Origin of the sequence: Sphingomonas abaci, assembly GCF_014199625.1 — a bacterium.
Lineage (GTDB): Bacteria > Pseudomonadota > Alphaproteobacteria > Sphingomonadales > Sphingomonadaceae > Sphingomonas > Sphingomonas abaci.
Genome location: NZ_JACHNY010000003.1, coordinates 370,759 through 391,383, shown reverse-complemented (window position 1 = coordinate 391,383; position 20,625 = coordinate 370,759). Strand labels below are relative to the sequence as shown.

At 69.2% G+C, this 20,625-nt stretch carries 16 protein-coding genes and 1 pseudogene; 7 read left to right on the top strand and 10 right to left on the bottom strand.

Annotated features, from left to right (window positions below; translation table 11 throughout):
• Positions 1 to 25 precede the first annotated feature (25 nt).
• The 5 genes from ccmC to guaB all read right to left on the bottom strand — a co-directional run bounded on the left by ccmC (position 26) and on the right by guaB (position 6,401).
• Positions 26 to 751, bottom strand: a complete 726-nt coding sequence (gene ccmC, locus GGQ96_RS09470; RefSeq protein ID WP_184113975.1) for a heme ABC transporter permease CcmC — start codon at positions 749 to 751, stop codon at positions 26 to 28.
• Between the two features lie 217 nt (positions 752 to 968).
• Entirely contained in the window at positions 969 to 3,029 is a 2,061-nt protein-coding gene (locus GGQ96_RS09465) for an alpha/beta hydrolase family protein (RefSeq protein WP_246360368.1), read from the bottom strand.
• Positions 3,030 to 3,237: 208 nt separating this feature from the next.
• Positions 3,238 to 3,759: a tetratricopeptide repeat protein gene (locus GGQ96_RS09460; RefSeq protein ID WP_246360408.1), complete on the bottom strand. Its 522-nt coding sequence runs from the start codon at positions 3,757 to 3,759 to the stop codon at positions 3,238 to 3,240.
• Between the two features lie 10 nt (positions 3,760 to 3,769).
• Complete coding sequence (locus GGQ96_RS09455; protein ID WP_184113967.1) at positions 3,770 to 4,942, bottom strand: RsmB/NOP family class I SAM-dependent RNA methyltransferase; 1,173 nt, start codon at positions 4,940 to 4,942, stop codon at positions 3,770 to 3,772.
• A 1-nt stretch (position 4,943) separates the two neighbouring features.
• Entirely contained in the window at positions 4,944 to 6,401 is a 1,458-nt protein-coding gene (guaB, locus tag GGQ96_RS09450; protein WP_184113965.1) for an IMP dehydrogenase, read from the bottom strand.
• A gap of 118 nt (positions 6,402 to 6,519) precedes the next feature.
• Here guaB and GGQ96_RS09445 point away from each other — a divergent pair, with 118 nt between their 5' ends.
• Both GGQ96_RS09445 and GGQ96_RS09440 read left to right on the top strand, forming a co-directional pair.
• Complete coding sequence (locus GGQ96_RS09445; RefSeq protein WP_184113963.1) at positions 6,520 to 7,506, top strand: SPFH domain-containing protein; 987 nt, start codon at positions 6,520 to 6,522, stop codon at positions 7,504 to 7,506.
• Positions 7,507 to 7,508: 2 nt separating this feature from the next.
• Positions 7,509 to 7,967 carry an NfeD family protein gene (locus GGQ96_RS09440; RefSeq protein WP_184114219.1) on the top strand — a complete coding sequence of 153 codons (459 nt, stop codon included), beginning with the start codon at positions 7,509 to 7,511 and terminating at the stop codon, positions 7,965 to 7,967.
• Positions 7,968 to 8,105: 138 nt separating this feature from the next.
• Here the strand turns inward: GGQ96_RS09440 and GGQ96_RS21395 are convergent.
• Positions 8,106 to 8,987, bottom strand: a pseudogene (locus GGQ96_RS21395) (acyltransferase family protein); the annotation flags it as partial.
• A 188-nt stretch (positions 8,988 to 9,175) separates the two neighbouring features.
• Here GGQ96_RS21395 and GGQ96_RS09435 point away from each other — a divergent pair.
• Positions 9,176 to 9,796, top strand: coding sequence for a YitT family protein (locus tag GGQ96_RS09435; protein ID WP_246360366.1), 621 nt, complete (start codon positions 9,176 to 9,178; stop codon positions 9,794 to 9,796).
• Positions 9,797 to 9,820: 24 nt separating this feature from the next.
• Here GGQ96_RS09435 and GGQ96_RS09430 read toward each other — a convergent pair whose 3' ends face one another.
• From GGQ96_RS09430 to GGQ96_RS09415, 4 genes are all read right to left on the bottom strand, one after another.
• Positions 9,821 to 10,264 carry a hypothetical protein gene (locus GGQ96_RS09430; RefSeq protein WP_184113959.1) on the bottom strand — a complete coding sequence of 148 codons (444 nt, stop codon included), beginning with the start codon at positions 10,262 to 10,264 and terminating at the stop codon, positions 9,821 to 9,823.
• Between the two features lie 2 nt (positions 10,265 to 10,266).
• On the bottom strand, positions 10,267 to 11,295 hold the full coding sequence (locus GGQ96_RS09425; protein WP_184113957.1) for an aspartate-semialdehyde dehydrogenase: 1,029 nt from the start codon (positions 11,293 to 11,295) through the stop codon (positions 10,267 to 10,269).
• 88 nt (positions 11,296 to 11,383) lie between these two features.
• The gene (locus tag GGQ96_RS09420) at positions 11,384 to 12,100 is read right to left on the bottom strand and encodes an MgtC/SapB family protein (RefSeq protein ID WP_184113949.1); all 717 of its coding nucleotides are present in this window, start codon (positions 12,098 to 12,100) and stop codon (positions 11,384 to 11,386) included.
• A gap of 189 nt (positions 12,101 to 12,289) precedes the next feature.
• Positions 12,290 to 14,545 (bottom strand): S9 family peptidase, encoded by a 2,256-nt coding sequence (locus GGQ96_RS09415; protein ID WP_246360362.1) that lies wholly within the window; start codon positions 14,543 to 14,545, stop codon positions 12,290 to 12,292.
• 371 nt (positions 14,546 to 14,916) lie between these two features.
• On the opposite strand from GGQ96_RS09415, the gene GGQ96_RS09410 reads away from it, so the two are divergent.
• The 4 genes from GGQ96_RS09410 (at position 14,917) to GGQ96_RS09395 (ending at position 20,604) form a co-directional block, all read left to right on the top strand.
• The gene (locus GGQ96_RS09410; protein ID WP_343058983.1) at positions 14,917 to 15,513 is read left to right on the top strand and encodes a DUF6975 family protein; all 597 of its coding nucleotides are present in this window, start codon (positions 14,917 to 14,919) and stop codon (positions 15,511 to 15,513) included.
• Between the two features lie 40 nt (positions 15,514 to 15,553).
• Positions 15,554 to 16,402 carry an AAA family ATPase gene (locus GGQ96_RS09405; protein WP_184113938.1) on the top strand — a complete coding sequence of 283 codons (849 nt, stop codon included), beginning with the start codon at positions 15,554 to 15,556 and terminating at the stop codon, positions 16,400 to 16,402.
• A 227-nt stretch (positions 16,403 to 16,629) separates the two neighbouring features.
• Positions 16,630 to 17,187: a CHAP domain-containing protein gene (locus tag GGQ96_RS09400; RefSeq protein ID WP_184113936.1), complete on the top strand. Its 558-nt coding sequence runs from the start codon at positions 16,630 to 16,632 to the stop codon at positions 17,185 to 17,187.
• Positions 17,188 to 17,262: 75 nt separating this feature from the next.
• Positions 17,263 to 20,604 carry a trifunctional glycoside hydrolase family 18/polysaccharide deacetylase/glycosyltransferase family 2 protein gene (locus GGQ96_RS09395; protein WP_184113934.1) on the top strand — a complete coding sequence of 1,114 codons (3,342 nt, stop codon included), beginning with the start codon at positions 17,263 to 17,265 and terminating at the stop codon, positions 20,602 to 20,604.
• The last annotated feature ends 21 nt before the right edge of the window (positions 20,605 to 20,625 follow it).

Genomic DNA, 20,625 nt, shown 5'->3' with positions numbered 1-20,625 from the left:
GCGGCGACGACGAAGGGCCAGGGATTCATGCGCGCGCCATCCGGCGCAGTCGCGCCTCCGCCTTGGCGCGGGCGAGCAGCGTCCGCATCCGCATCAGGACGATGGCGGCGAAGATCGCGGTGAAACCGATCAGCATGAACGGCAGCGGCCACAGGATCGCGCCATCGATGCTGGAGCCGGTCAGGCCGATGCTCGGCCCCTGGTGCAGCGTGTTCCACCACACCACCGAATAGCGGATGACCGGCAGCAACACGGTGCCGGCGATGCCGAACAGCGCCGGGATGCGCCCGTCGCCGCCCCGCTCCGCATCGGCGCGGGCGAGCGCGACATAGCCGCAATAGACGAAGAACAGTAGCAGCATCGCGGTCAGCCGCCCGTCCCACTGCCACCAGGTGCCCCAGGTCGGCCGGCCCCAGATCGATCCGGTGACCAGGCACAAGGCGGCGAAGGCCGCGCCGACCGGCGCGATCGCGCGCGCGGCGATGCTGGCGAGCGGATGCCGCCAGACCAGCAAGGCGATCGACGACAGCGCGATGCCGCTCCACCCGCCCATCCCCAGCCAGGCGGCGGGAACATGGATGTAGAGGATGCGGACCGTCTCGCCCTGGAGATAGTCGGGCGGCGTCCGCGTCAGTCCCGCCCAGCAGCCAATCGCGACCAGCAGCACGCCCGCCCAGAACAGCACGGGCGTCAACGGCTTCGCCACCTTCAGGAAGCGCGCTGGGTTGGCGAAGGCGTGGAGCGTGGTCACGGCAAATCCTTTCCTACGCGAGCTTTGCCGGCCCGTCACGCCCCCCGGCGTCAATGGGTCTGTCCACTCCTCCCCTGGCCGGGGAAGTGGCAACGCGTGTCGCTGACGGACGGGTGTCGGCGGTGGCGAGGACCGGCTGTATCTCTATCATCGCCCCCCCCTCCACAAGCTGCGCTGCCCCCCTTGTGGGAGAGGAATGGGACGTTCTCTTTCCTCGTCACCGCTTCCGGTAGCGGTCGAACCACGCCAGAATCGCAGCGTTCTTGGCGACCAGCTGCGATGGCCGGTCGGCCAGACCGCCATGGCTCGCGCTCGGCACGCGGATCAGCACGGTCGGCACCCCGCGAATCTGGAGCGCGGCGTAATATTGCTCCGACTCGCTCGGCGGGGTGCGATGGTCCTCCTCGCCCACCACCACCGCGGTCGGCGTCTTGACGTTGCCGACCAGGCTAAGCGGCGAGCGCCGCCAATATTGCTCCGGGTCCTCCCAAGGCATCTTGCCGAACCAGTAGCGCGCCATGCTGGTATAGCCGTCAGTGGTCAGCACCTCACTGGTCCAGTTGATGACCGGCTTCTGCGTGACAGCGGCGTTGAACCGGTCGGTCTTGCCGACGATCCAGGCCGTCAGCAGTCCGCCGCCCGACCCGCCGGTGACGAACAGATTGTTTCGGTCGACCGGCCCCGCCGCGATGGCGGCATCGACCACACTCATCAGGTCGTCATAGTCGCTGCTGGGATAATTGTGGTGGATCAGGTTGGCGAAATTCTCACCATAGGAGGTCGAGCCGCGCGGATTGGCGTAGACGACGACATAGCCCGCCGCCGCATAGAGCTGGTCGTCGGTCGACCAGACCGGCGCATAGCTGGCAAACGGGCCACCATGGATTTCCAGGATCAGCGGATATTTGCGCGCCGGATCGTAATCGGGCGGCGTCATCATCCAGGCGTCGATCGGCAGCCCGCCCGCCGAGGAGGTGACCGCCAGCGGTCGCACCTGGGCCAGCGCCTTGCCCGCGAACAGCTCGCGGTTGAGGTCGGTCAGGCGTCGGGGCGCGCCGCCGCCACGCGTCACCGCGACATCGGCCGGATGCGTCGTGTCGCCTTGGGTGAAGGCGATCGCGCCGTCGCGCGCGATGCTGAAATCGCCGCCCGAATAGGGCCGGTCCAGCTCGCCGCCGGCCAGCCCCGTGGCGACCGTCGTCACCTGGCCATCCAGTCCGACCCGCGCCACCTTGGTGTCGCCATGATCGACATATTGCACGTAGATGGAGCGGCCGTCGGCGGCCCATTGCGGATGATCGACGCTGCGGTCGAGCCCGGCGGTCAGCACCCGCGCGCCCGATCCATCCGCGTTCATCACCGACAATTGCTGGTTCTGATAGCCGAGCAAGCGGTCCTCGAACCCGACATAGGCGATCAGCCGGCCATCGGGCGAAGCGACCGGTTCCTCGTCGGGCCCCTGCCGATCGGTCAGGCGGCGAAGCGCGCCCGTCGCCGCATCGACCGCGAACACGTCGCTGTTCATCGGATCGCGGTCCGGGTCCTTGCCGTGATGGCCGGCGATCAGCAGGCTGCGCCCGTCCGCCGTCCAGGCGACGCTGCCACCATCGTCCTGCGGGCCGAAGGTCAGTTGCCGCGCCGCGCCGCCGTCCGCCGAGACGACGAACACATGGTTGTAGCCGGGGCGCAGATAGCCGCCCCCGTCCTCGCGGTAATGGACCTGGTCGATGATCTTGATCGGCTCGGCCCAATGCGCCCCTTCCGGCTTGGCGAGCGGGGTGCCGAGCTGGACGCCATCGCCGGGCACGAACATGGTGAAGCCGATCAGCCGCCCGTCCGGCGACCAGGCGATGTCGGCGGGCGATTCGGGCAGCGCGGTGATCGCGGCGCTCGCCCCGCTCGCGAGCCAGCGGACGAAGATCTGCGGCCGGTCGTCCTCGCCCCTGGCGGCATAGGCCAGCCGCTGCCCGTCCGGCGACCAGCGCGGCCGCGAGCTGCCCGGCACGCCGAGCGGCGTCTGCCGGCCGGTGGCGACATCGACCAGCCAGACCTGGCGGCGGTCACCATCGGTCATGATGTCGCCGGTCGCGCGGGTATAGGCGATCCGCTTGCCGTCGGGGCTGATCCGGACGTCGCTCGCCTGCGACAGCGCGAAGGCGTCGCGCGGGCCGAAACGCCGGTCGGGCCGGGTGGCTTCGGGCGTCGCCTGCTGCGCGGCGGCCATCGCGCCGCTCGACAACAGGGTGGCGGACAGGAGCAGCAGGAGCGATCGCGGCATCGGGAGCTTTCGGCAGGGATGAACTGCCGCAGATTACAGACTATTGCCGGCCGCTCAATGGGGGAGCATTTTCGTGTTCCCCGGCGAAGGCCGGGGCCCAGTTGGGGGACGATGGTAACGAAGCGCAGCGTTCTGTAACTACAGCCTTCCCAACTGGGCCCCGGCCTTCGCCGGGGAACAGGGGAGTGAATAGCGACACCCTACCCCCTCACTCCGGCTTGGGTGCGTCCTTCTGCGCGACCTGCGCGGTGGTGATCGGCGGGCCCTTGGCGATCTCGGCGGCGAGCGCCTGCGCCTCGGGGCACGGCCCCTTGCACAGCGTCTTCAACTTGCCGAGGTTGACCTTGGCCTGGGCGATCGCACCCTTGGCGACCAGTGCGTCGCCCTGACCCTTCAGCGCCTGGCGGTCGCCCGGCTCCAGCAGCAGCGCCTCGCGGTAGAGGCGGATCGCCTTGCCGGGCAGGCCGCGCGCCTGCGCCACCTGGGCCAGCACGACGAACGCCTGGCGGTTGCGCGGATCGACCGCGACCGCCGTCTCCAGCGTATCGGTCGCGGCGTCGTACCGACCCGCAGCGCGTTCGGCCTTGCCCTGTTCCAGCAGTTGCAGCGAGCGCGCGTCGATCTGGTCGTCGGGCCGCTGCGCACCCAGCGATGCGGACAGGCTGACGGTCGCCAGCGCGGCGGCCAGGGCGACGGACGAGAAGCGCATGATCGTCTCCAGGCGGAACATCATCGCCGCCCTAGCATGGGGCCAGCAGCCGCGCGACGAAAAAGCCGTCGGTGCCGTCGCGGGCCGGGTCGAGCCGTACGCCCTGGCCATGCGGACGGCCGGCGGGCAGGTCCGGTGGTTCGGCGCGCCAGCCGGGATGGTCGGAGAGGAAGGACGCCACCTGCCCCGCCCCCTCGGCATCAAGCAGCGAGCAGACGATATAGACCAGCGATCCGCCCGGCCGGACCAACGCCGCGCCGGTCGCCAGCACCTGCCTTTGGGTGGCGACGAAACGGGCGAGCCGCGCCGCATCGAGCCGCCAGCGCGCCTCCGGATTGCGCCGCCAGGTGCCGGTGCCCGAACAGGGCGCATCGACCAGCACCCCGTCCGCGACGCCGACCGCGTCCGCCAGCATGGCACGCTCGTGGCCTGGATTGAGCAGTCGCGTCTCGACGATCGTCACGCCCGCCCGCTCGGCGCGCGGCGGCAATTGCTGGAGCCGCGCACGATCTGTGTCGCAGGCGAGCAGCAGGCCCTTGTTCGCCATCCGCGCACCCAGCGCCAGCGTCTTGCCGCCCGCGCCGGCGCATAGGTCGACGATGCGGTCCCCCGGCGACACCGGGAGCGCCAGGCCGACGATCTGGCTGCCGGCGTCCTGCACCTCGATCGCGCCGTCGCGATACGCATCCAGCGTTTCGACCCGCGTGCCGCTCGCGAGGCGCAGGCCCTGCAGCCCGTGCGGCAACGGCTCACCCTCGGGCAAGGTCGCGGTCGGGCGCAGCGGGTTGATGCGCACATCGAGCGGCGCGCGCTCGACCAGCGGCGGCAGAGCCTCGCGCGGCAGACCGGACTCGATCAGCGCCGCCTCCAGCCAGGCGGGCGCCAGGCCCGGCGCCGCGCGCGGTTCGTCCGCCCCGATCGGCGCGGGACCGTGGGTCGAGCCGTCGAACGCGGCGGCGACCGCGACGTCCCGGTCGGCGAGCAGCAGCATCGCGGCGCGCCCGCTCGGCGGCACCTCACCGCACAGCCGGATCGCCGCATAGACATGGTCGCGCACCGCCCGCCGGTCCTTCGACCCGGCATAGCGACGGGTCGCGAAATAGCGCTGCACCAAAGTATCGGCGGCCGCGCCGCCGGTGGTGGCGGCGTCGATCACCTGGTCGACGATCTCGATCGCGGCCTGGACGCGGGCGGCCGGGGTCACCTCAGCGCGTCGGGTAGTTGGGGGCTTCGCGGGTGATCGTCACGTCGTGGACGTGGCTTTCCTTCAACCCGGCGCCGGTGATCTGGATGAAGCGCGCCCGCTCGCGTAGGTCGGCCAGCGTGGCCGAGCCGGTATAGCCCATCGACGCCTTGATGCCGCCGACCAGCTGGTGGATCACGTCCCGCGCCGGCCCCTTATAGGCGACCTGGCCCTCAATCCCCTCGGGCACCAGCTTCATCTGGTCCTTGATGTCGCCCTGGAAATAGCGGTCCGCCGAGCCGCGCCCCATCGCGCCGACCGACCCCATGCCGCGATAGGATTTGTAGGCCCGGCCCTGGTACAGGAAGGTTTCGCCCGGCGCCTCCTCGGTGCCCGCCAGCAGCGAACCGACCATGCAGGTCGACGCGCCCGCCGCCAGCGCCTTGGCCAGGTCGCCGGAGGTGCGAAGGCCGCCATCGGCAATCACCGGCACGCCCGCCTTGTGACCCGCCTCGGCGCAGTCCATGACGGCGGTGAGCTGCGGCACGCCGACGCCGGCGACGACGCGGGTGGTGCAGATCGAGCCGGGTCCGATGCCGACCTTGATGCCGTCGGCGCCCGCATCGATCAGCGCGCGCGTCGCCTCGGCGGTGGCGACGTTGCCGGCGACGACCTGGACCGAATTGGACAGCTTCTTCACCCGCTCGACCGCCGCCGCGACGTCGCGGTTGTGACCGTGCGCGGTGTCGATGATGATGCAGTCGCATTCGGCGTCGACCAGCGCCTCGGTGCGCGCGAAGCCCTTGTCGCCGACTGTGGTCGCGGCTGCGACGCGCAAGCGGCCGGCGGCGTCCTTGGTCGCGTCCGGATAGGTCACCGCCTTCTCGATGTCCTTCACGGTGATCAGGCCGACGCAGCGATAGGCCTCGTCGACCACCAGCAGCTTCTCGATGCGGCGCTGGTGGAGCAGGCGGCGCGCCTCCTCCTGCCCGACATCGGTGGAAACGGTGGCGAGGTTCTCGTGCGTCATCAGTTCGGACACCGGCTGGTGCGGGTTGCCGGCGAAGCGCACGTCGCGGTTGGTCAGGATGCCGACCAGCCGGCCGTCGGCCTCGACGACCGGGATGCCGCTGATCCGGTGGCGGGCCATCAGCGCCTGCGCCTCCGCGAGCGTCGCGGTCGGCGCGATGGTGATCGGGTTGACCACCATGCCGCTTTCGAACCGCTTGACCTGGCGGACGGCGGCGACCTGTTCCTCGACGGTCAGGTTGCGGTGGAGCACGCCCATGCCGCCCAGCTGCGCCATGACGATCGCCATGTCGGCCTCCGTCACCGTGTCCATCGCGGCCGATAGCACGGGGATGTTGAGCGCGATGCCGCGCGTCACCTGGGTGCGGGTGTCGGCCATGCTGGGCAGGACGCTCGATTCCGCCGGCACCAGCAGCACGTCGTCGAAGGTGAGGCCGAGGCGGATATCCATGGTAGCTGCCGATCCTAGCGGGGGTGTCAGGTGGCGCGCCATGTAACCCCATGACGCGCGAACCGCTAGGCCCCCTGTCGCCCGCCATGCTATGCATAGGCGAACGAGGGGAAGAACCATGGGTTTGACGATCGCCGGTCTCGCGCTGCTCCTGGTGCTGTTCTATCTGTTTTCCAGCATCAAGATCGTCCGCCAGGGCTATCAGTACACGATCGAGCATTTCGGCCGCTACACCACCACGGCCGCGCCGGGCTTCAACTTCTACCCGGCCTTCTTCTACCGGGTCGGCCGGCGGGTGAACATGATGGAGCAGGTGATCGACATTCCCGGCCAGGAGATCATCACCAAGGACAATGCCATCGTCTCCACCGACGGCGTCGTCTTCTTCCAGGTGCTGGACGCCGCCAAGGCCGCCTATGAGGTGTCCGACCTCTATGTTGCCCTGCTCCAGCTCGCCACCACCAACCTGCGCACGGTGATGGGTGCGATGGACCTGGACGAGACGCTGTCGAAGCGCGACGAGATCAACGCGCGGCTGCTGTCGGTGGTCGACCACGCCACCGTGCCCTGGGGGGTCAAGATCACCCGTGTCGAGATCAAGGACATCCGCCCGCCCGCCGACATCGTGACCGCCATGGGCCGTCAGATGAAGGCGGAGCGCGAGAAGCGCGCCAACATCCTGGAGGCGGAGGGCACCCGCGCCTCCGAGATCCTGCGCGCCGAGGGACAGAAACAGGCGCGCATTCTGGAAGCCGAAGGCCGGCGCGAATCGGCGTTCCGCGATTCCGAGGCGCGCGAGCGTGCGGCGGAGGCCGAGGCCAAGGCGACGCGCGTCGTGTCCGAGGCGATCGAGTCCGGCGGCGTGCAGGCGATCAACTATTTCGTCGCGCAGAAATATGTCGAGGCGGTCGGCAAGTTCGCGACCAGCCCCAATGCCAAGACCATCCTGTTCCCGGTGGAGGCGACGCAGCTGATCGGCACGCTGGGCGGCATCGGCGCGCTGGCCAAGGAAGCGCTGGGCGATACGCCGAAGGGCGATGCCGCGCCTGCCGCCGCGTCTAGGGCCGAGCCGCGCCGGGGACCGTTCGAACTGCCGCAGGGCTAAGCATGGAAGACTGGCTCGGCGGACCGGCCTGGCTGGCGGCGGCGCTGGTGCTGGGCATCGCGGAACTGCTGGTGCCAGGCATATTCCTGATCTTCTTGGCGATCGCGGCGGCGATCACCGCGCTCGCCAGCTATGTGCTGCCCGACCTGCCGCCGGTCGCGCAGGTCGCCGCCTTCGCCATGTGGAGCGTGGTGGCGGTGCTGATCGGCCGACGCTGGTATCGCGACTATCCGGTCGAGAGCGACGCGCGCCTGAACGACCGGGCAGCCCGGTTGATCGGCGAGATCGTGGTCGTGGACACCGAATTGCGCCAGGGTCGCGGTCGGGTGCGGATCGGCGACGGAAGCTGGCCAGCGACCGGTCCGGACCTGCCACAAGGCGCGGCGGCGCGTATCGTGGCGGTCGAGGGCGGGATCGTGGCGGTGGAGGCCCTTCCGGATATCGCCGCGCCGCGGCCCTGACCGCGCGATCCGCCCGCCCAAGGACCACGCGAGGGCCTCAGCGGTCATCAGCCGGTTTCCCGCCGCCGCCAGCCATCGCGGCCGCGCGAACAGCCAGGACAGCTTCGCGCGTTGCGCGACCGCATGGAGGAGCAGCGCCCCCGCGATCAGCACGATCGTGCGGGCGACGGGGGCAAGCGGCCCGACGACGCTCGCCACGGGATCGCGCACGATCATCATCAGCTGCACGTGCAGGACATAGATGGGCAGCGTGTTCCGGCCGAGCCTGGCCAGTCGCGCCATGCCCGCCACCCGGTCTAAGATCACCCGCATGGCGTACAGCGCCGCCACGCAGAGCGCGAGCCGTTGCACCCCGCCCAGCAGGTCGTGGCCGGACGCGTCGCGCAGGACCTTCGCCGCCAGGACGGCGATCGCCGCGACGCCGATCAGCCTGGCGGGCAAGGGCCAGGAGATGTCCGCAGTCAGCGCCCGCTCGATCTCCGGCCGGTAGAGCAGCCCGGCATAGACCATCAGCGCATAGATGGCGGCGTTCTGGAAGCTGTAGGTCCGGAGCGGCAACAGCTCGGCGAAGCTGACCATGCCCAGCCCCAGCGCCGCCGCGAGCACGACCGCGCGCGGCGCCAGCCGGGTGATGGGAACCGACAGGGTGAACAGGCCCAGCACCCAGAGGAACCACAGGCTGGTCATCGGCCGCGACAGATTGCCGACGTAATTGGGCAGCGACCATTCATTGCCGAAGGGTGACAACAGCAGCAGCGGCGTCAGCCAGATCATGTAGATCCAGGCGAGATGGATGTCCCGGTCCACCGTCCTCGCAATGGGTCGCGACAGAAGCGAATGCGCCAGATAGCCGCTAAACAGCATCAGCATCGGCACGCGAAAGGAATCGAAGAGGCGCGACACGGCATCGAGCACCGCATGCGAACCCGCGGCATGGCCCCAGATCAGCACATGGCCGAACACCATGGCGACCACCGCCAATGCGCGCAGTCCATCCAGCGCGACCAGCCGCTGCTTCATATCGTCGCCCCCCGAAGCCATGGCGTGTTGACCTTGATTATCGGCCGTGGCTGGGACGCCGGCCGGCGGGGGCGACCTGTTTGTCCGCCGGGTGTCGCGCGCCTTGCGATTTACTGCGTGAAAACCGCCCGAGGACGCGTATAGACGGGCGCAGGAGAGGATGCCGGTTCGCCGATGGAGATCCCCCCTTGCCCCCTGCCCCCGACCTGCCCCTCGGTCGTCCGCACAGCATCGCGGAGGACGGCTATGCGCTGGCGATCGGCTGCATCCTGATCGGGCTGGGACTGGTGCTGCTGAAGGGTGCGGGGCTGGTGACTGGCGGCATCGCCGGGGTCGCGCTGCTGCTGTCCTACGTCCTGCCGCTGCCGGCGGGGCTGTTGTTCACCTTGGTCAACCTGCCCTTCTTCGCGCTGGCGCAGCGGGTGCTGGGTACGCGCTTCGCGGTGAAGACGGTGCTGGCCAATCTGGGGATCAGCGCGGTGACGATGTCGGCCCGCGCGTCGGTGACGATCAGCCATGTCCATCCCGCCTTCGCCGCCCTGGTCGGCGGCACGGTGATCGGCATGGGCATCCTGTGCCTGGCGCGCCACCAGGCCGGGGTCGGCGGCACCGGCGTGGTGACCTTGTGGCTGCAGCGCAGCCGGGGCTGGAACGCCGGCCGGACACAGATGGCGCTGGACGTGGTGATCCTGGCCGCCGCCATCCCGGTGGTCCACGCGCCGCAGCTCGCCTGGTCGGCGATCAGCGCAGTGGCGATCAGTCTGATGCTGATCGCATGGCACCGGCCCGGCCGCTATATCGGCCACTGATCGCCACCAGCGCTCAATTGGCGCTCAGCCGGCGGGCGTGTCCGCCACCACCTGCCACCGGCCCTGTTCCTTCGCCAGCCACAGCTTGCGGTCGCCGCCGTCGAGGCTGACGCGCAGCATCGCCCGGTCGCCCAGGATCAAGGGCCCGCGCACCGGCCGGCAATGGCTGCGCGCCGCGATTCGGATGCCGGCGGGTGCGGTCTTGATGCCGCCGCCGCCGCGGAACACGCCGGGCCGGAACAGCCGCTCGAACCCCGGCGGCGCATCCGCCTCGTGCCGACGCAGCGAGCGGCTGGGCGTCCACGGCGCGATGACCCGCTCGATACAGGTCGGGCCGAGCCGCGCGACATGGGTCAACGCCGCCCCGACCACCGCCGGCATCTCGCGCCGCGGGTTGGGTTCGCATCCGGCGAGCAGCAGCGCGGGGACAAGCAGCGCGGCGACGGACGCCCCGCGCCGCGCGCGCATCGTCACGCCCCCTTCTGGAGGTGCCGGCGGCCGAGCAGTTCGGCGATCTGCACCGCGTTGAGCGCCGCCCCCTTGCGCAGATTGTCGCTGACGCACCACAGGTTCAGGCCGTTCTCGACGGTCGGGTCCTCGCGCACCCGGCTGACATAGGTGGCGTCGTCGCCCGCCGCCTCGATGGGCGTGACGTAGCCGCCGTCCTCCTGCTTGTCGATCAGCATGATGCCCGGCGCCTCGCGCAGGATGGTGCGCGCTTCCTCCGCCGAGATCTCGCGCTCGAACTCGACGTTCAGCGCCTCGGAATGGCCGACGAACACCGGCACGCGCACGCAGGTGGCGGTCACCTTGATCCTGGGGCCGAGGATCTTCTTGGTCTCGACCACCATCTTCCACTCTTCCTTGGTGGAGCCGTCATCCAGAAAGCTGTCGATATGCGGAATGACGTTGAAGGCGATCTGCTTGGTGAACTTCTTCGGCTCGGCCGGGTCGCCGACGAAGATGTTGCGGCTCTGTTCGAACAGCTCGTCCATGCCGACCTTGCCCGCGCCCGACACCGACTGATAGGTCGAGACGATGACGCGGGTGATCGTCGCCGCATCGTGCAGCGGCTTCAGCGCGACGACCATCTGGGCGGTCGAGCAATTCGGGTTGGCGATGATGTTCTTGGCGCGATAGCCGTCGATCGCCTCCGGGTTCACCTCGGGCACGATCAGCGGCACGTCCGGGTCCATCCGGTAGAGCGACGAATTGTCGATCACGGTGCAGCCGGCGGCGGCGAATTTGGGGGCATAGACCTTGGTCGCTTCGCTGCCGATCGCGAACAGCGCGATGTCCCAGCCTTCGGGATCGAAATGCTCGATGTTCTGGACCTTGAGCATCTTGCCGGTCTCACCATATTCGATCTGGTCGCCCTGGCTGCGGCTGGAGGCAAGCACGGCGATCTCGTCGAGCGGAAATTCCCGCTCGGCGAGGATGTTGACCATCTCGCGCCCGACATTGCCCGTCGCCCCCGCGACCACGACCCGATAACCCATATGACCCTCCGTATGCGAGGGCGGCCCATAACGGTATTGCGCCGCGCGGCACAACGGGTTTCGGGTTATTGCGCGATAAAGCGTGGCTTCAGTCGTGCGTGCGCCCCTGCCAGGTGACGTGGCGGACGCCGGGCAAGGCCTGCATCGCGTCGGTCACCTGGTCCAGCTCTACGGCGTCGACGATCGTGCTCGTCAGCGTCGCGACCACGTCCGCCGCGCCGCCCGCGCGCGGTTCGATCCTCACCTCGCCGACCGGAAGCTGCGCTGCCTCCAGCCGGGCGACCAGTTCATCGCTTAGTCCCTGCGCCTGCTGCTCGGTGGTGGTCAGCGTGACCAGATAGGTCGCCTCGACGCTGCGTCCCTCCACGGGAATGCGGTTGATCGCATCGACCAGCGGACGCAGCGCGGTGTTGGCGAGGAGGACGATGCCGGTCAGCAGCACCGCCTCCGCCAGCATGTCGCTGCCCGCGATCGCGCCGACCGCGGCCGAGCACCAGAGCGTCGCGGCGGTGTTGAGGCCGCGGACGTTCAGCCCCTCCTTCATGATCACGCCCGCGCCCAGGAAGCCGATGCCGGACACGACATAGGCGATGATCCGGATCGACTCGACGTCGCCGCCCAGCCGCTGGCCCAGGTCGACGAACGCCGCCGCGCCGATTGCGACCAGCGCGTTGGTGCGCAGGCCGGCGTTGCGCTGGCGATACTGCCGCTCCGCGCCGATCAGCGTGCCGAGCACGAAGGCGGCGAGATAGCTGACCAAGGTGTCGAGGAACGGCCAGAGGTGGAAGGTGGTGACGAATCGCATCGCCGCGCCTCTTAGCCGGATTGTGCGACGCGCGTCTTACGGGATGATGGAGGGATACCCTGGCTGCTCTTCCGCCACCATCCCGGCGGAGGCCGGGATCCAGTTGGGAAACGCCAATGACTTACCCGAAGCGCTCCGTAATTGGACCCCGGCCTCCGCCGGGGTGGTTCAGATTTAAAGGTGCCGTCCTTATTGCGGCACCGCCGGTGCAGCTGCTTCCGCCTCGTCCCCCGCTGCAGCCGCGACCGCCGGCTTGTTCTTCACCTCGCGGTCGAGGAAATTCAGGATCGTCTTCCACAGATGCTCGCTGATCCCCGGCCCCGCGACGCGGTGGGTGTAGCCGGGGTAGAACATCATCTCGAACGGCGTCGCGGTGCGCTGCATCTCGGCGGCGAAGGCGGTCGAATTGTCCAGGAAGACATTGTCGTCGGCCATGCCGTGGATCAGCAGCAGCGGATCGCGGATCTTGGACGCGTCGGCGATCGCCGCCGAGCCGCTATAGCTTGCCGGATCCTTCGCCGGGTCGCCCAGATAGCGTTCGGTGTAATGGGTGTCATAGAGCTGCCAGTCGGTCACCGGCGCGCCCGACACCGCCGCCGCATAGACGCCCGGCGTCTTCTCCAGCATCTTGATCGACATATAGCCGCCATAGGACCAGCCATAGGTGGCGATCTTGGCCGGATCGACGAAGGGCAGCGTCTTCAGGTAGTTGGCGCCCGCCAGCTGATCCTCGACCTCGACCGTGCCCATGGCATGGTAGATATGGTCCTCGAACGCCTTGCCCCGGTTGTACGAGCCGCGATTGTCGATCTGGAAGAAGATCCAGCCCTGGTCGACCAGATATTGCGGCAAGGCGCCCTGCCAGTTGCGCATCACCTGCTGACCAGTGCCCGGACCGCCATAATGCTGGAAGAACACGGGATATTTCTTCCCCGGCTCCAACTTGGGCGTGATCATCTCATAATAGAGCGTCGTGCCGTCCGCCGCCTTGATCGTGCCGAACATGGTCTCGCGGTGGTTGGCCAGATAGGGATAATAGGGATGGCCCGGCCGGATCGCATTCTCGTTGATCCAGGACAGGCGCTTGCCGGTGGCATCGGCCAGGTAGACCTGGGTCGGCTGGCTGGGGCTGGAACGCGAGACGATGAAGCGGCTGGCCGAGCCGTCCATCGTCGCGCTGTTCCAATAGCCGCGCTCGGTCAGCCGGGTGATCTGGTTGGGCTTGGCGATGTCGACCGCATAGAGCTGCTGCTCCAGCACATCGTCCTTGTTGCCCAGGAAATAGACGCGGCCCTTGTCCTGGTCGACGCCGACCAGGCTGGTGACCACCCAGTCGCCCTTGGTCAGCGGCGTCCACTTGCCGGCGGCGAAGCGATAGAGCTGGCCATATCCGGTCTTCTCCGACCGCCAGATCAGGCTGCCGTCCTTCAGCACGCGGTAGGCGTCGGACAGGTTGAGCCAGCTCTTCTCGCCCGACTTCTCGGAGAACAGGATGGTCGAGCGGCCCGTCGCCGGGTCGACGCGCAGCACGTCCATCCGCTTCTGGTCGCGGGTCTGGCGCTGGACCAGCAGCGCCGATCCGTCCGGCAGCCAGTCGACGCGGGCCAGATAGATGTCGGGGTTGGCGCCCAGGTCGACCTTCACCTGGCCGCTGCCATCCGGCTTCATCACGAACAATTCGACCACGGCGTTGGGCGTACCCGCCGCCGGATAGCGCTGTTCGTAGATCTTGGTGCCGGTCGCGCCGATCGCCGCGCGGGTGAAGACATGGACGGGGGCCTCGTCGAACCGCTCGACCGCGATGCGGCTCTCGTCCGGGCTCCACCAATAGCCGGTGTCGCGGTGCATCTCCTCCTGCGCGACGAACTCCGCCTCGCCGAAATGCACGGTGCCGCCGCCGCCCTTGGTCACCGGCTGGGCGGGACCGCCCGCCAGCGGTTGCGCCCAGAGATTCTGGTCGCGGACATAGGTGACGTACTGGCCGCGCGGCGACACCACGGGGTTGAGCGCGCCGCCGGCCCCTTGCGTCAGCTTGCGCGTCTGCCCATCCAGCGTGGCGAGATAGAGGTCGCCGTCGAGCGGCACCAGGATCGACTTGCCGTCCGGCGACCAGTCATAGTCGACGATGCCCTTCGAGCCGGCGATGCGGGCGCGCTCACGCTGCATCTTCTCCGCCTCGCTGAGCTCCGCGCCGCTGCCGACGCGCTTGGAATCGACCAGCATCCGTTCCGCGCCGGTGCGCGTGTCGACCGCCCACAGGTCGAACCGCTCCTTCTCGTCGGGCCGGTTGCGCAGGCTGGTGAGCAAGCTGCCGTCGGGCGACAGGCGCAGCGCGCGCGGCTGGGTGCCCGACAGGTCCGGATTGCCGAACACGCGCGCCAGGGTCAGCCGACCGTCCGCCGGATCGACCGGGGCGGTGGGCGCCGTCGGGGCCGCTTGCGTCATGGGGGGCGTCGCCCCGGCCTGGTCAGCGGCCATGGCGGCCGTCGCGATCGAACATCCTGCCGTCCCCAGCGCCAAACCCAACACCCATGCGCGCATCCCGCCCAGTCTCCATAGCCGCGCCCGCCCCGGGCGCGTGGCGCGTTATCGGCACGACATGCGCCCGCGTCCAGCCGTAATCCCGCCGCCCGCCGCCACGCGGGCGACGGTTAATGACAGTTTCACCACGTCTCTATGCGGTTCGGTATCGCATACTGTCCCATATGGTCCCGACCCGCCGGGCCAAATCCGTCGGGCAGCAACCGGGAAGAACCGCATTGGAAAGCGTACAGCTGGCACGACATCAGGGTGCCTGGGACAGGATTGGAGGGCTGGTGGCGGAGGAGGGCAGCGCGCCGCACCCGCATCTCCTGCACCTGCTGACGGCGGCGGCGCATCCCCGCGACCTGTCCGACGCGGTCCATGCGCTGTGCGCGGTCCATGGCAGCCATCCCGGCCTGTTCGACGAAGCGTATCAGCGCTGCGTGCAGCCCGACGCCTGTGACTGGCTGGAGGCGGCGGCGGCCGGCTTCGCCGACGAACGCGGACTGATCGCGCAACTGACCGCGGCGGCGGGGCCGCTGCCTTCCACCCCCGGCCAGGCGGAAAGCGAGGCGGCGCTGGCCGGCGTGCGCCACGCGATTGAGATGCTCGCCCGGTCCGACCGGGGCGGCACCGCCACCGGCGCGGCGGCGGCGCTGGTCGCCGACTGGGTGGAGATCCGCCACCTGCTCGCCCGCTGCGCCACCGCCTTCGGCATCGAGCCTCCGCCGGTGACGTTGCCCAGCGTCGTCGCGACGCAGGGCGCGATGACCCGGCTGGCCGACTCGTCCGCGGTGGAGCGGGCGATGACGTTCGGCGCCCGCCAGCTGCTCGCCCAGCATCGCGGGCTGTGGGACCTGCTGGAGGCGCGGCGGGCGGCGCGCGGCTGACCGCTTGCGCGCGGTGGAACGATCCGCCAAGTCTCCGGTCATGCACCGTTTCGAAGGCACCGCCCGCTATGTCGCGACCGACGACCTCCGGGTCGCGGTCAACGCCGCCGTCACCTTGCGCCGGCCCCTGCTGGTCAAGGGCGAGCCCGGCACCGGCAAGACGGTGCTGGCGCAGGAGATCGCCGCGGCGATCGGCGCGCCGCTGATCGAATGGGCGGTGAAGTCCACGACCAAGGCGCAGCAGGGCCTGTACGAATATGACGCGGTCGCGCGGCTGCGCGACGGCCAGCTCGGCGACCCGCGCGTCAACGACATCGGCAACTATATCCGGCGCGGCAAATTGTGGGAGGCGTTCACGCATCCCACCCCGCCGGTGCTGCTGATCGACGAGATCGACAAGGCCGACATCGAGTTCCCCAACGACCTGCTCCAGGAACTCGACCGCATGGAGTTCCACGTCTACGAGACCAAGGAGACGGTGCGCGCGGCGGAGCGGCCGATCGTCGTCATCACCTCCAACAACGAGAAGGAGCTGCCGGACGCGTTCCTGCGCCGCTGCTTCTTCCACTATATCGCCTTTCCCGACCGCGAAACGATGGAGCGCATCGTCGAGGTGCATTTCCCCGGCATCCAGAGGATGCTGGTATCCCGTGCGATGGAGATCTTCTATGCGGTGCGCGAGGTGCCGGGGCTGAAGAAGAAGCCCTCGACCAGCGAGCTGCTCGACTGGCTGAAGCTGTTGCTGCACGAGGACATGCCGCTGGAGGTGCTCCAGAATCGCGACCCGACCAAGGCGATTCCACCGCTGCACGGCGCGCTGCTCAAGAACGAGCAGGACGTGATGCTGTTCGAACGCCTCGCCTTCCTGTCGCGGCGCAAGCCGGGGTGAGGCCGACCGTGTCCCCCTATTGCTCCCTGGCGAAGGCCGGGGCCCAGTTGGGGGGATGGCAATGACGAAGCGCAGCGCTCCCTTACCTCTGCCTCTTCAATCACGGCCCCGGCGAAGGCCGGAGAACAATAGGGGATCGTTCAGGAACACTGCCCCCAATGCGATGAAAAGCGCGGGAAATCGCGAGAACAATCTTTCATTAACCGCGAATCGGCATAATTTGCCGTATGCTTCGCGCCGCCACCTCCGCTCTCGCGCTGATGGTCACCGCCCTGTCGGTCGCCGCGCCCGTCCGTGCCCGTTCGTTGCTCGATTATGTCGGGCAGTGCGTGCCCTTTGCCCGGGCCGCCTCCGGCATCCAGATCTTCGGCGACGCCTGGACCTGGTGGAGCCAGGCCGAGGGCCGCTACGCGCGCGGCCATGTTCCCCGCCCCGGCGCGGTCATCGTGTTCGCGCGCACCAGCCGCCTGCCGCTCGGCCATGTCGCCGTGGTCAGCCGCGTGGTCGAGAAGCGCGTGGTGATGCTGACCCATGCCAACTGGTCGCGCCAGAATGGCGAGCGGGGCCATGCCGAGCAGGACGTGACGCTCTACGACGTCAGCGACCGCAACGACTGGAGCGACGTGAAGGTCTGGTTCCGCGACAATGAGGGGCTGGGCGGCAGCACCTATCCGGTCAACGGCTTCATCTATGGCGGCACGCCCGCGCGCGAGCTGACCGGCGTTGCGCCCGATTATGTCGGGGCGCTGATCGACGCCTATGTCCCGGATACCAAAGGACGCTGACCGCCGCCGCCGCATGACGGATCGGTCATTCAGGGGACACCGAGCGAGAAGACCGTCGCGTCTAGGGGCCTGCCGATGAGCAAACCGATCTTCTACGACCCCAGCGGCAACCGGCGCGCCTGGAGCCTGCGCGGCGTGCTGCTGCTGGTGGCCGTGATCCTGCTGGCGGCCATCGCCTTCGCGGTGACGATCCTGAACGTGCCGGCGGGCGCATCGCTGCGCCTGCCGTTCGAGCGCCCGCGCAGCGCGCCGCTGGCGCAGCGGATCGCCGCCTTCCGCCACGGGGTCAGCCACGAGCTGCGCCAGATCGGCTGGCTGCCGAAGCGCACGGCGGCGGGCACCGGCGGGCGGCCACTGACGGTCGGGTTCTACGTGCCTTGGGCGGATGCCAGCCGCGTGTCGCTGGAACGCCATGTCGGCCAGCTCGACTGGGTGGTGCCCGCGCAGTTCAGCGTCACCGGTCCGCGCCACACCATCGTCCGCACCCCCGATCCGCGCTTCGACGCGATCCTGGCCGCCAGCCCGAAGCGGCCGGCGGTGCTGCCGATGGTGCAGAACACCGCCGATGGCGATTGGGATGGCGCGGGCGCGGCGGCGCTGCTCCACGATCCCAAAGCGCGGCGGATGCTGATCGACACGATCGGCCAGTCGCTCGTCCAGACCAAGGCAGCCGGCGTCGTCTTCGATTTCGAAAGCCTGCCGGCCGGGTCGCTGAACGACTATCGCACTCTGCTGCGCGAGGCCCGCACCGCCTGGGCGCCGCTCGGCAAGTTGGTGACCGCGACCGTGCCGGTCGGCGATGCCGACTGGAACCTGAAGGCGTTCGCCGGCGCCACCGACCGGCTGTTCCTGATGGATTACGATCAGCATTGGCAAGGCGGCGAGCCGGGGCCGATCGCGGCGCAGGGCTGGTTCCTGCGCCAGTTGCGCGACGCGCTGACCCAGGTCGACCGCGACAAGCTGGTACTGGCGGTCGGCAGCTATGCCTATGACTGGCACGGCGGCCGTGCCGACGCGCTCAGCCTGGAAGAGGCATGGCTGGCCGCGCACGACAGCGGCGCGACCATCGCCTTCGATCCGGCCAGCGGCAACAGCCATTTCGCCTATCAGGACGACGCCGGCCAGCGCCACGACGTGTGGATGCTCGACGCCGCGAGCGTGTGGAACGAGCTGCTCGCGGCCCGGGCCTCGGGCGTCGGCGCGGTCGCCCTGTGGCGGCTGGGCAGCGAGGACCCTGGCGTGTGGAAGGACTTCGCCACCTGGCGGAAGGGAACCCGGCCGGACCTGTCGACCTTCCGCTCGGTCGGCAATGTCGACGTGGAGGGCGATGGCGAGATCCTGCGCATCACCAACACGCCCACGCTTGGCACGCGCCGGATCACGTTCAAGCCCAACGGCCTGATCGTCGGCGAGCAATATCAGACGCTTCCCACCCCCTATGTCGTTCGCCGCACCGGCGCGATCCCCAAGCTGGTCGCGCTGACCTTCGACGACGGTCCCGATCCGACCTGGACGCCGCAGATCCTGGACGTGCTGAAGCGCGAACAGGCGCCCGGCACCTTCTTCGTGATCGGCGAGAATGCGCTGGCCCACCCGCTGCTGCTCAACCGGCTGGTCGCCGAGGGGCACGAGATCGGCAACCACAGCTACACCCACCCCAACCTGGCCGAGGTCAGCGCGCGCGGCACCGCGCTGGAGTTGAATGCGACTCAGCGGCTGATCGAGGCCTATACCGGCCATGCCACGCGCCTGTTCCGCGCGCCCTATTTCGGCGATGCCGAGCCGACCACGCCCGACGAGCTCGACCCGGCGCTGCTCGCGCAGGAGCGCGGCTATACGGTGGTCGGCCTGCACGACGATCCGGACGACTGGAAGCGGCCCGGCGTCGATGCCATCGTCCAGCGCGCGATCGACCAGGCGATGAACCCAGGCCCCGATCGCGGCACCGCCAATGTCATCCTGCTGCATGACGGCGGCGGCGACCGCGCGCAGACGGTCGAGGCGTTGCCCCGCATCATCGAGGGCTTGCGCGCGCGCGGCTTCACCTTCGTGCCCGTGTCGCGGCTGATGGGGCTCAGCCATGCGCAGGTCATGCCGCCGGTCAGCGGCAGCGACCTGGCGGCGGTGCGGCTCGATGTCGGCATCTTCGCGCTGCTCGGCGGCTTCGTCTGGCTGCTCAAATGGCTGTTCTTCGTCGCCATCTTGCTCGGCATCGCGCGCGCGGTGCTGATGGCGGGGCTGGCCGTCCACAATGCCCGCCGGACCGCCGGGATCGAGCCGCCGGCCTTCACCCCCGACCGGCTCGTCTCGGTCATCATCCCGGCCTGGAACGAGGAGGCGGTGATCGTCCCCTCCGTCGCGCGCGTGCTGGCCAGCGAGGGCGCGACCATCGAGGTGATCGTGGCGGACGACGGCTCCAAGGACCGGACCAGCGCCCTGGTCGCCGCGGCGTTCGGCGACGATCCGCGCGTCCGCCTCCTGACCCTGACCAATGGCGGCAAGGCCTCCGCGCTCAACCGCGCGCTGCTCCAGGCCAAGGGCGAGATCATCGTCGCGCTCGACGCGGACACGCAGTTCGAACCCGACACGATCGCGCGCCTGGTCCGCTGGTTCGCCGACCCGGCGATCGGCGCGGTGGCGGGCAATGCCAAGGTCGGCAACCGCGTGAACCTGGCCACCCGCTGGCAGGCGGTGGAATATGTCACCGCGCAGAATGTCGAGCGGCGCGCGCTGGCGCAGTTCGACGCGATGACGGTGGTGCCGGGCGCGGTCGGAGCGTGGCGGCGGCAGGCGATCGACCAGGTGGGCGGCTATCCCGAGGACACGCTGGCCGAGGACCAGGACCTGACCATCGCCATCCAGCGCGCCGGCTGGCGCATCGCCTATGACGTCGACGCGGTCGCCTGGACCGAGGCGCCGGAAAGCTTCAAGGCGCTGGCCAAGCAGCGGTTCCGCTGGGCGTTCGGCACGCTGCAATGCCTGTGGAAACATGCCGCGATCCTGAAGCAGCGCCAGCCCAAGGGCCTCGCCCTGATCGGCCTGCCCCAGGCCTGGCTGTTCCAGATCGTCTTTGCCGCGATCTCGCCGGTGATCGATCTCGCGCTGCTGATCTCGGTCGTGTCGACGATCGTGCGCGTGCAGCAGCATGGCTGGGCCCAGACGCAGAGCGACGTGCTGCAGATGGGCGTCTACTGGCTGGCCTTCACCACCATCGACATCCTGTGCGGGTGGATCGCGTACCGGCTGGAGCCGCGCGAGAGACACTATCCCGCGCACCTGCTGGTCGCCCAGCGCTTCGTCTATCGCCAGCTCATGTACTGGGTGGTGCTGAAGGCGATCGGATCGGCGGTCGGCGGCTTCGGCATCGGCTGGGGCAAGCTGGAGCGGACCGGCCGGGTCGAGGGGGTCACGGGTTGAAGCGGGGCGGGTTGACGACGA

Coding starts and splice junctions, on each gene's coding strand:
- GGQ96_RS09465 (WP_246360368.1), bottom strand. CDS start 3,029: ATGCCGCGATCGCTCCTGCTGCTCCTGTCCGCCACCCTGTTGTCGAGC.
- GGQ96_RS09460 (WP_246360408.1), bottom strand. CDS start 3,759: ATGTTCCGCCTGGAGACGATCATGCGCTTCTCGTCCGTCGCCCTGGCC.
- guaB (WP_184113965.1), bottom strand. CDS start 6,401: ATGGATATCCGCCTCGGCCTCACCTTCGACGACGTGCTGCTGGTGCCG.
- GGQ96_RS09445 (WP_184113963.1), top strand. CDS start 6,520: ATGGGTTTGACGATCGCCGGTCTCGCGCTGCTCCTGGTGCTGTTCTAT.
- GGQ96_RS09440 (WP_184114219.1), top strand. CDS start 7,509: ATGGAAGACTGGCTCGGCGGACCGGCCTGGCTGGCGGCGGCGCTGGTG.
- GGQ96_RS09430 (WP_184113959.1), bottom strand. CDS start 10,264: ATGCGCGCGCGGCGCGGGGCGTCCGTCGCCGCGCTGCTTGTCCCCGCG.
- GGQ96_RS09425 (WP_184113957.1), bottom strand. CDS start 11,295: ATGGGTTATCGGGTCGTGGTCGCGGGGGCGACGGGCAATGTCGGGCGC.
- GGQ96_RS09420 (WP_184113949.1), bottom strand. CDS start 12,100: ATGCGATTCGTCACCACCTTCCACCTCTGGCCGTTCCTCGACACCTTG.
- GGQ96_RS09415 (WP_246360362.1), bottom strand. CDS start 14,545: ATGACGCAAGCGGCCCCGACGGCGCCCACCGCCCCGGTCGATCCGGCG.
- GGQ96_RS09405 (WP_184113938.1), top strand. CDS start 15,554: ATGCACCGTTTCGAAGGCACCGCCCGCTATGTCGCGACCGACGACCTC.
- GGQ96_RS09400 (WP_184113936.1), top strand. CDS start 16,630: ATGCTTCGCGCCGCCACCTCCGCTCTCGCGCTGATGGTCACCGCCCTG.
- GGQ96_RS09395 (WP_184113934.1), top strand. CDS start 17,263: ATGAGCAAACCGATCTTCTACGACCCCAGCGGCAACCGGCGCGCCTGG.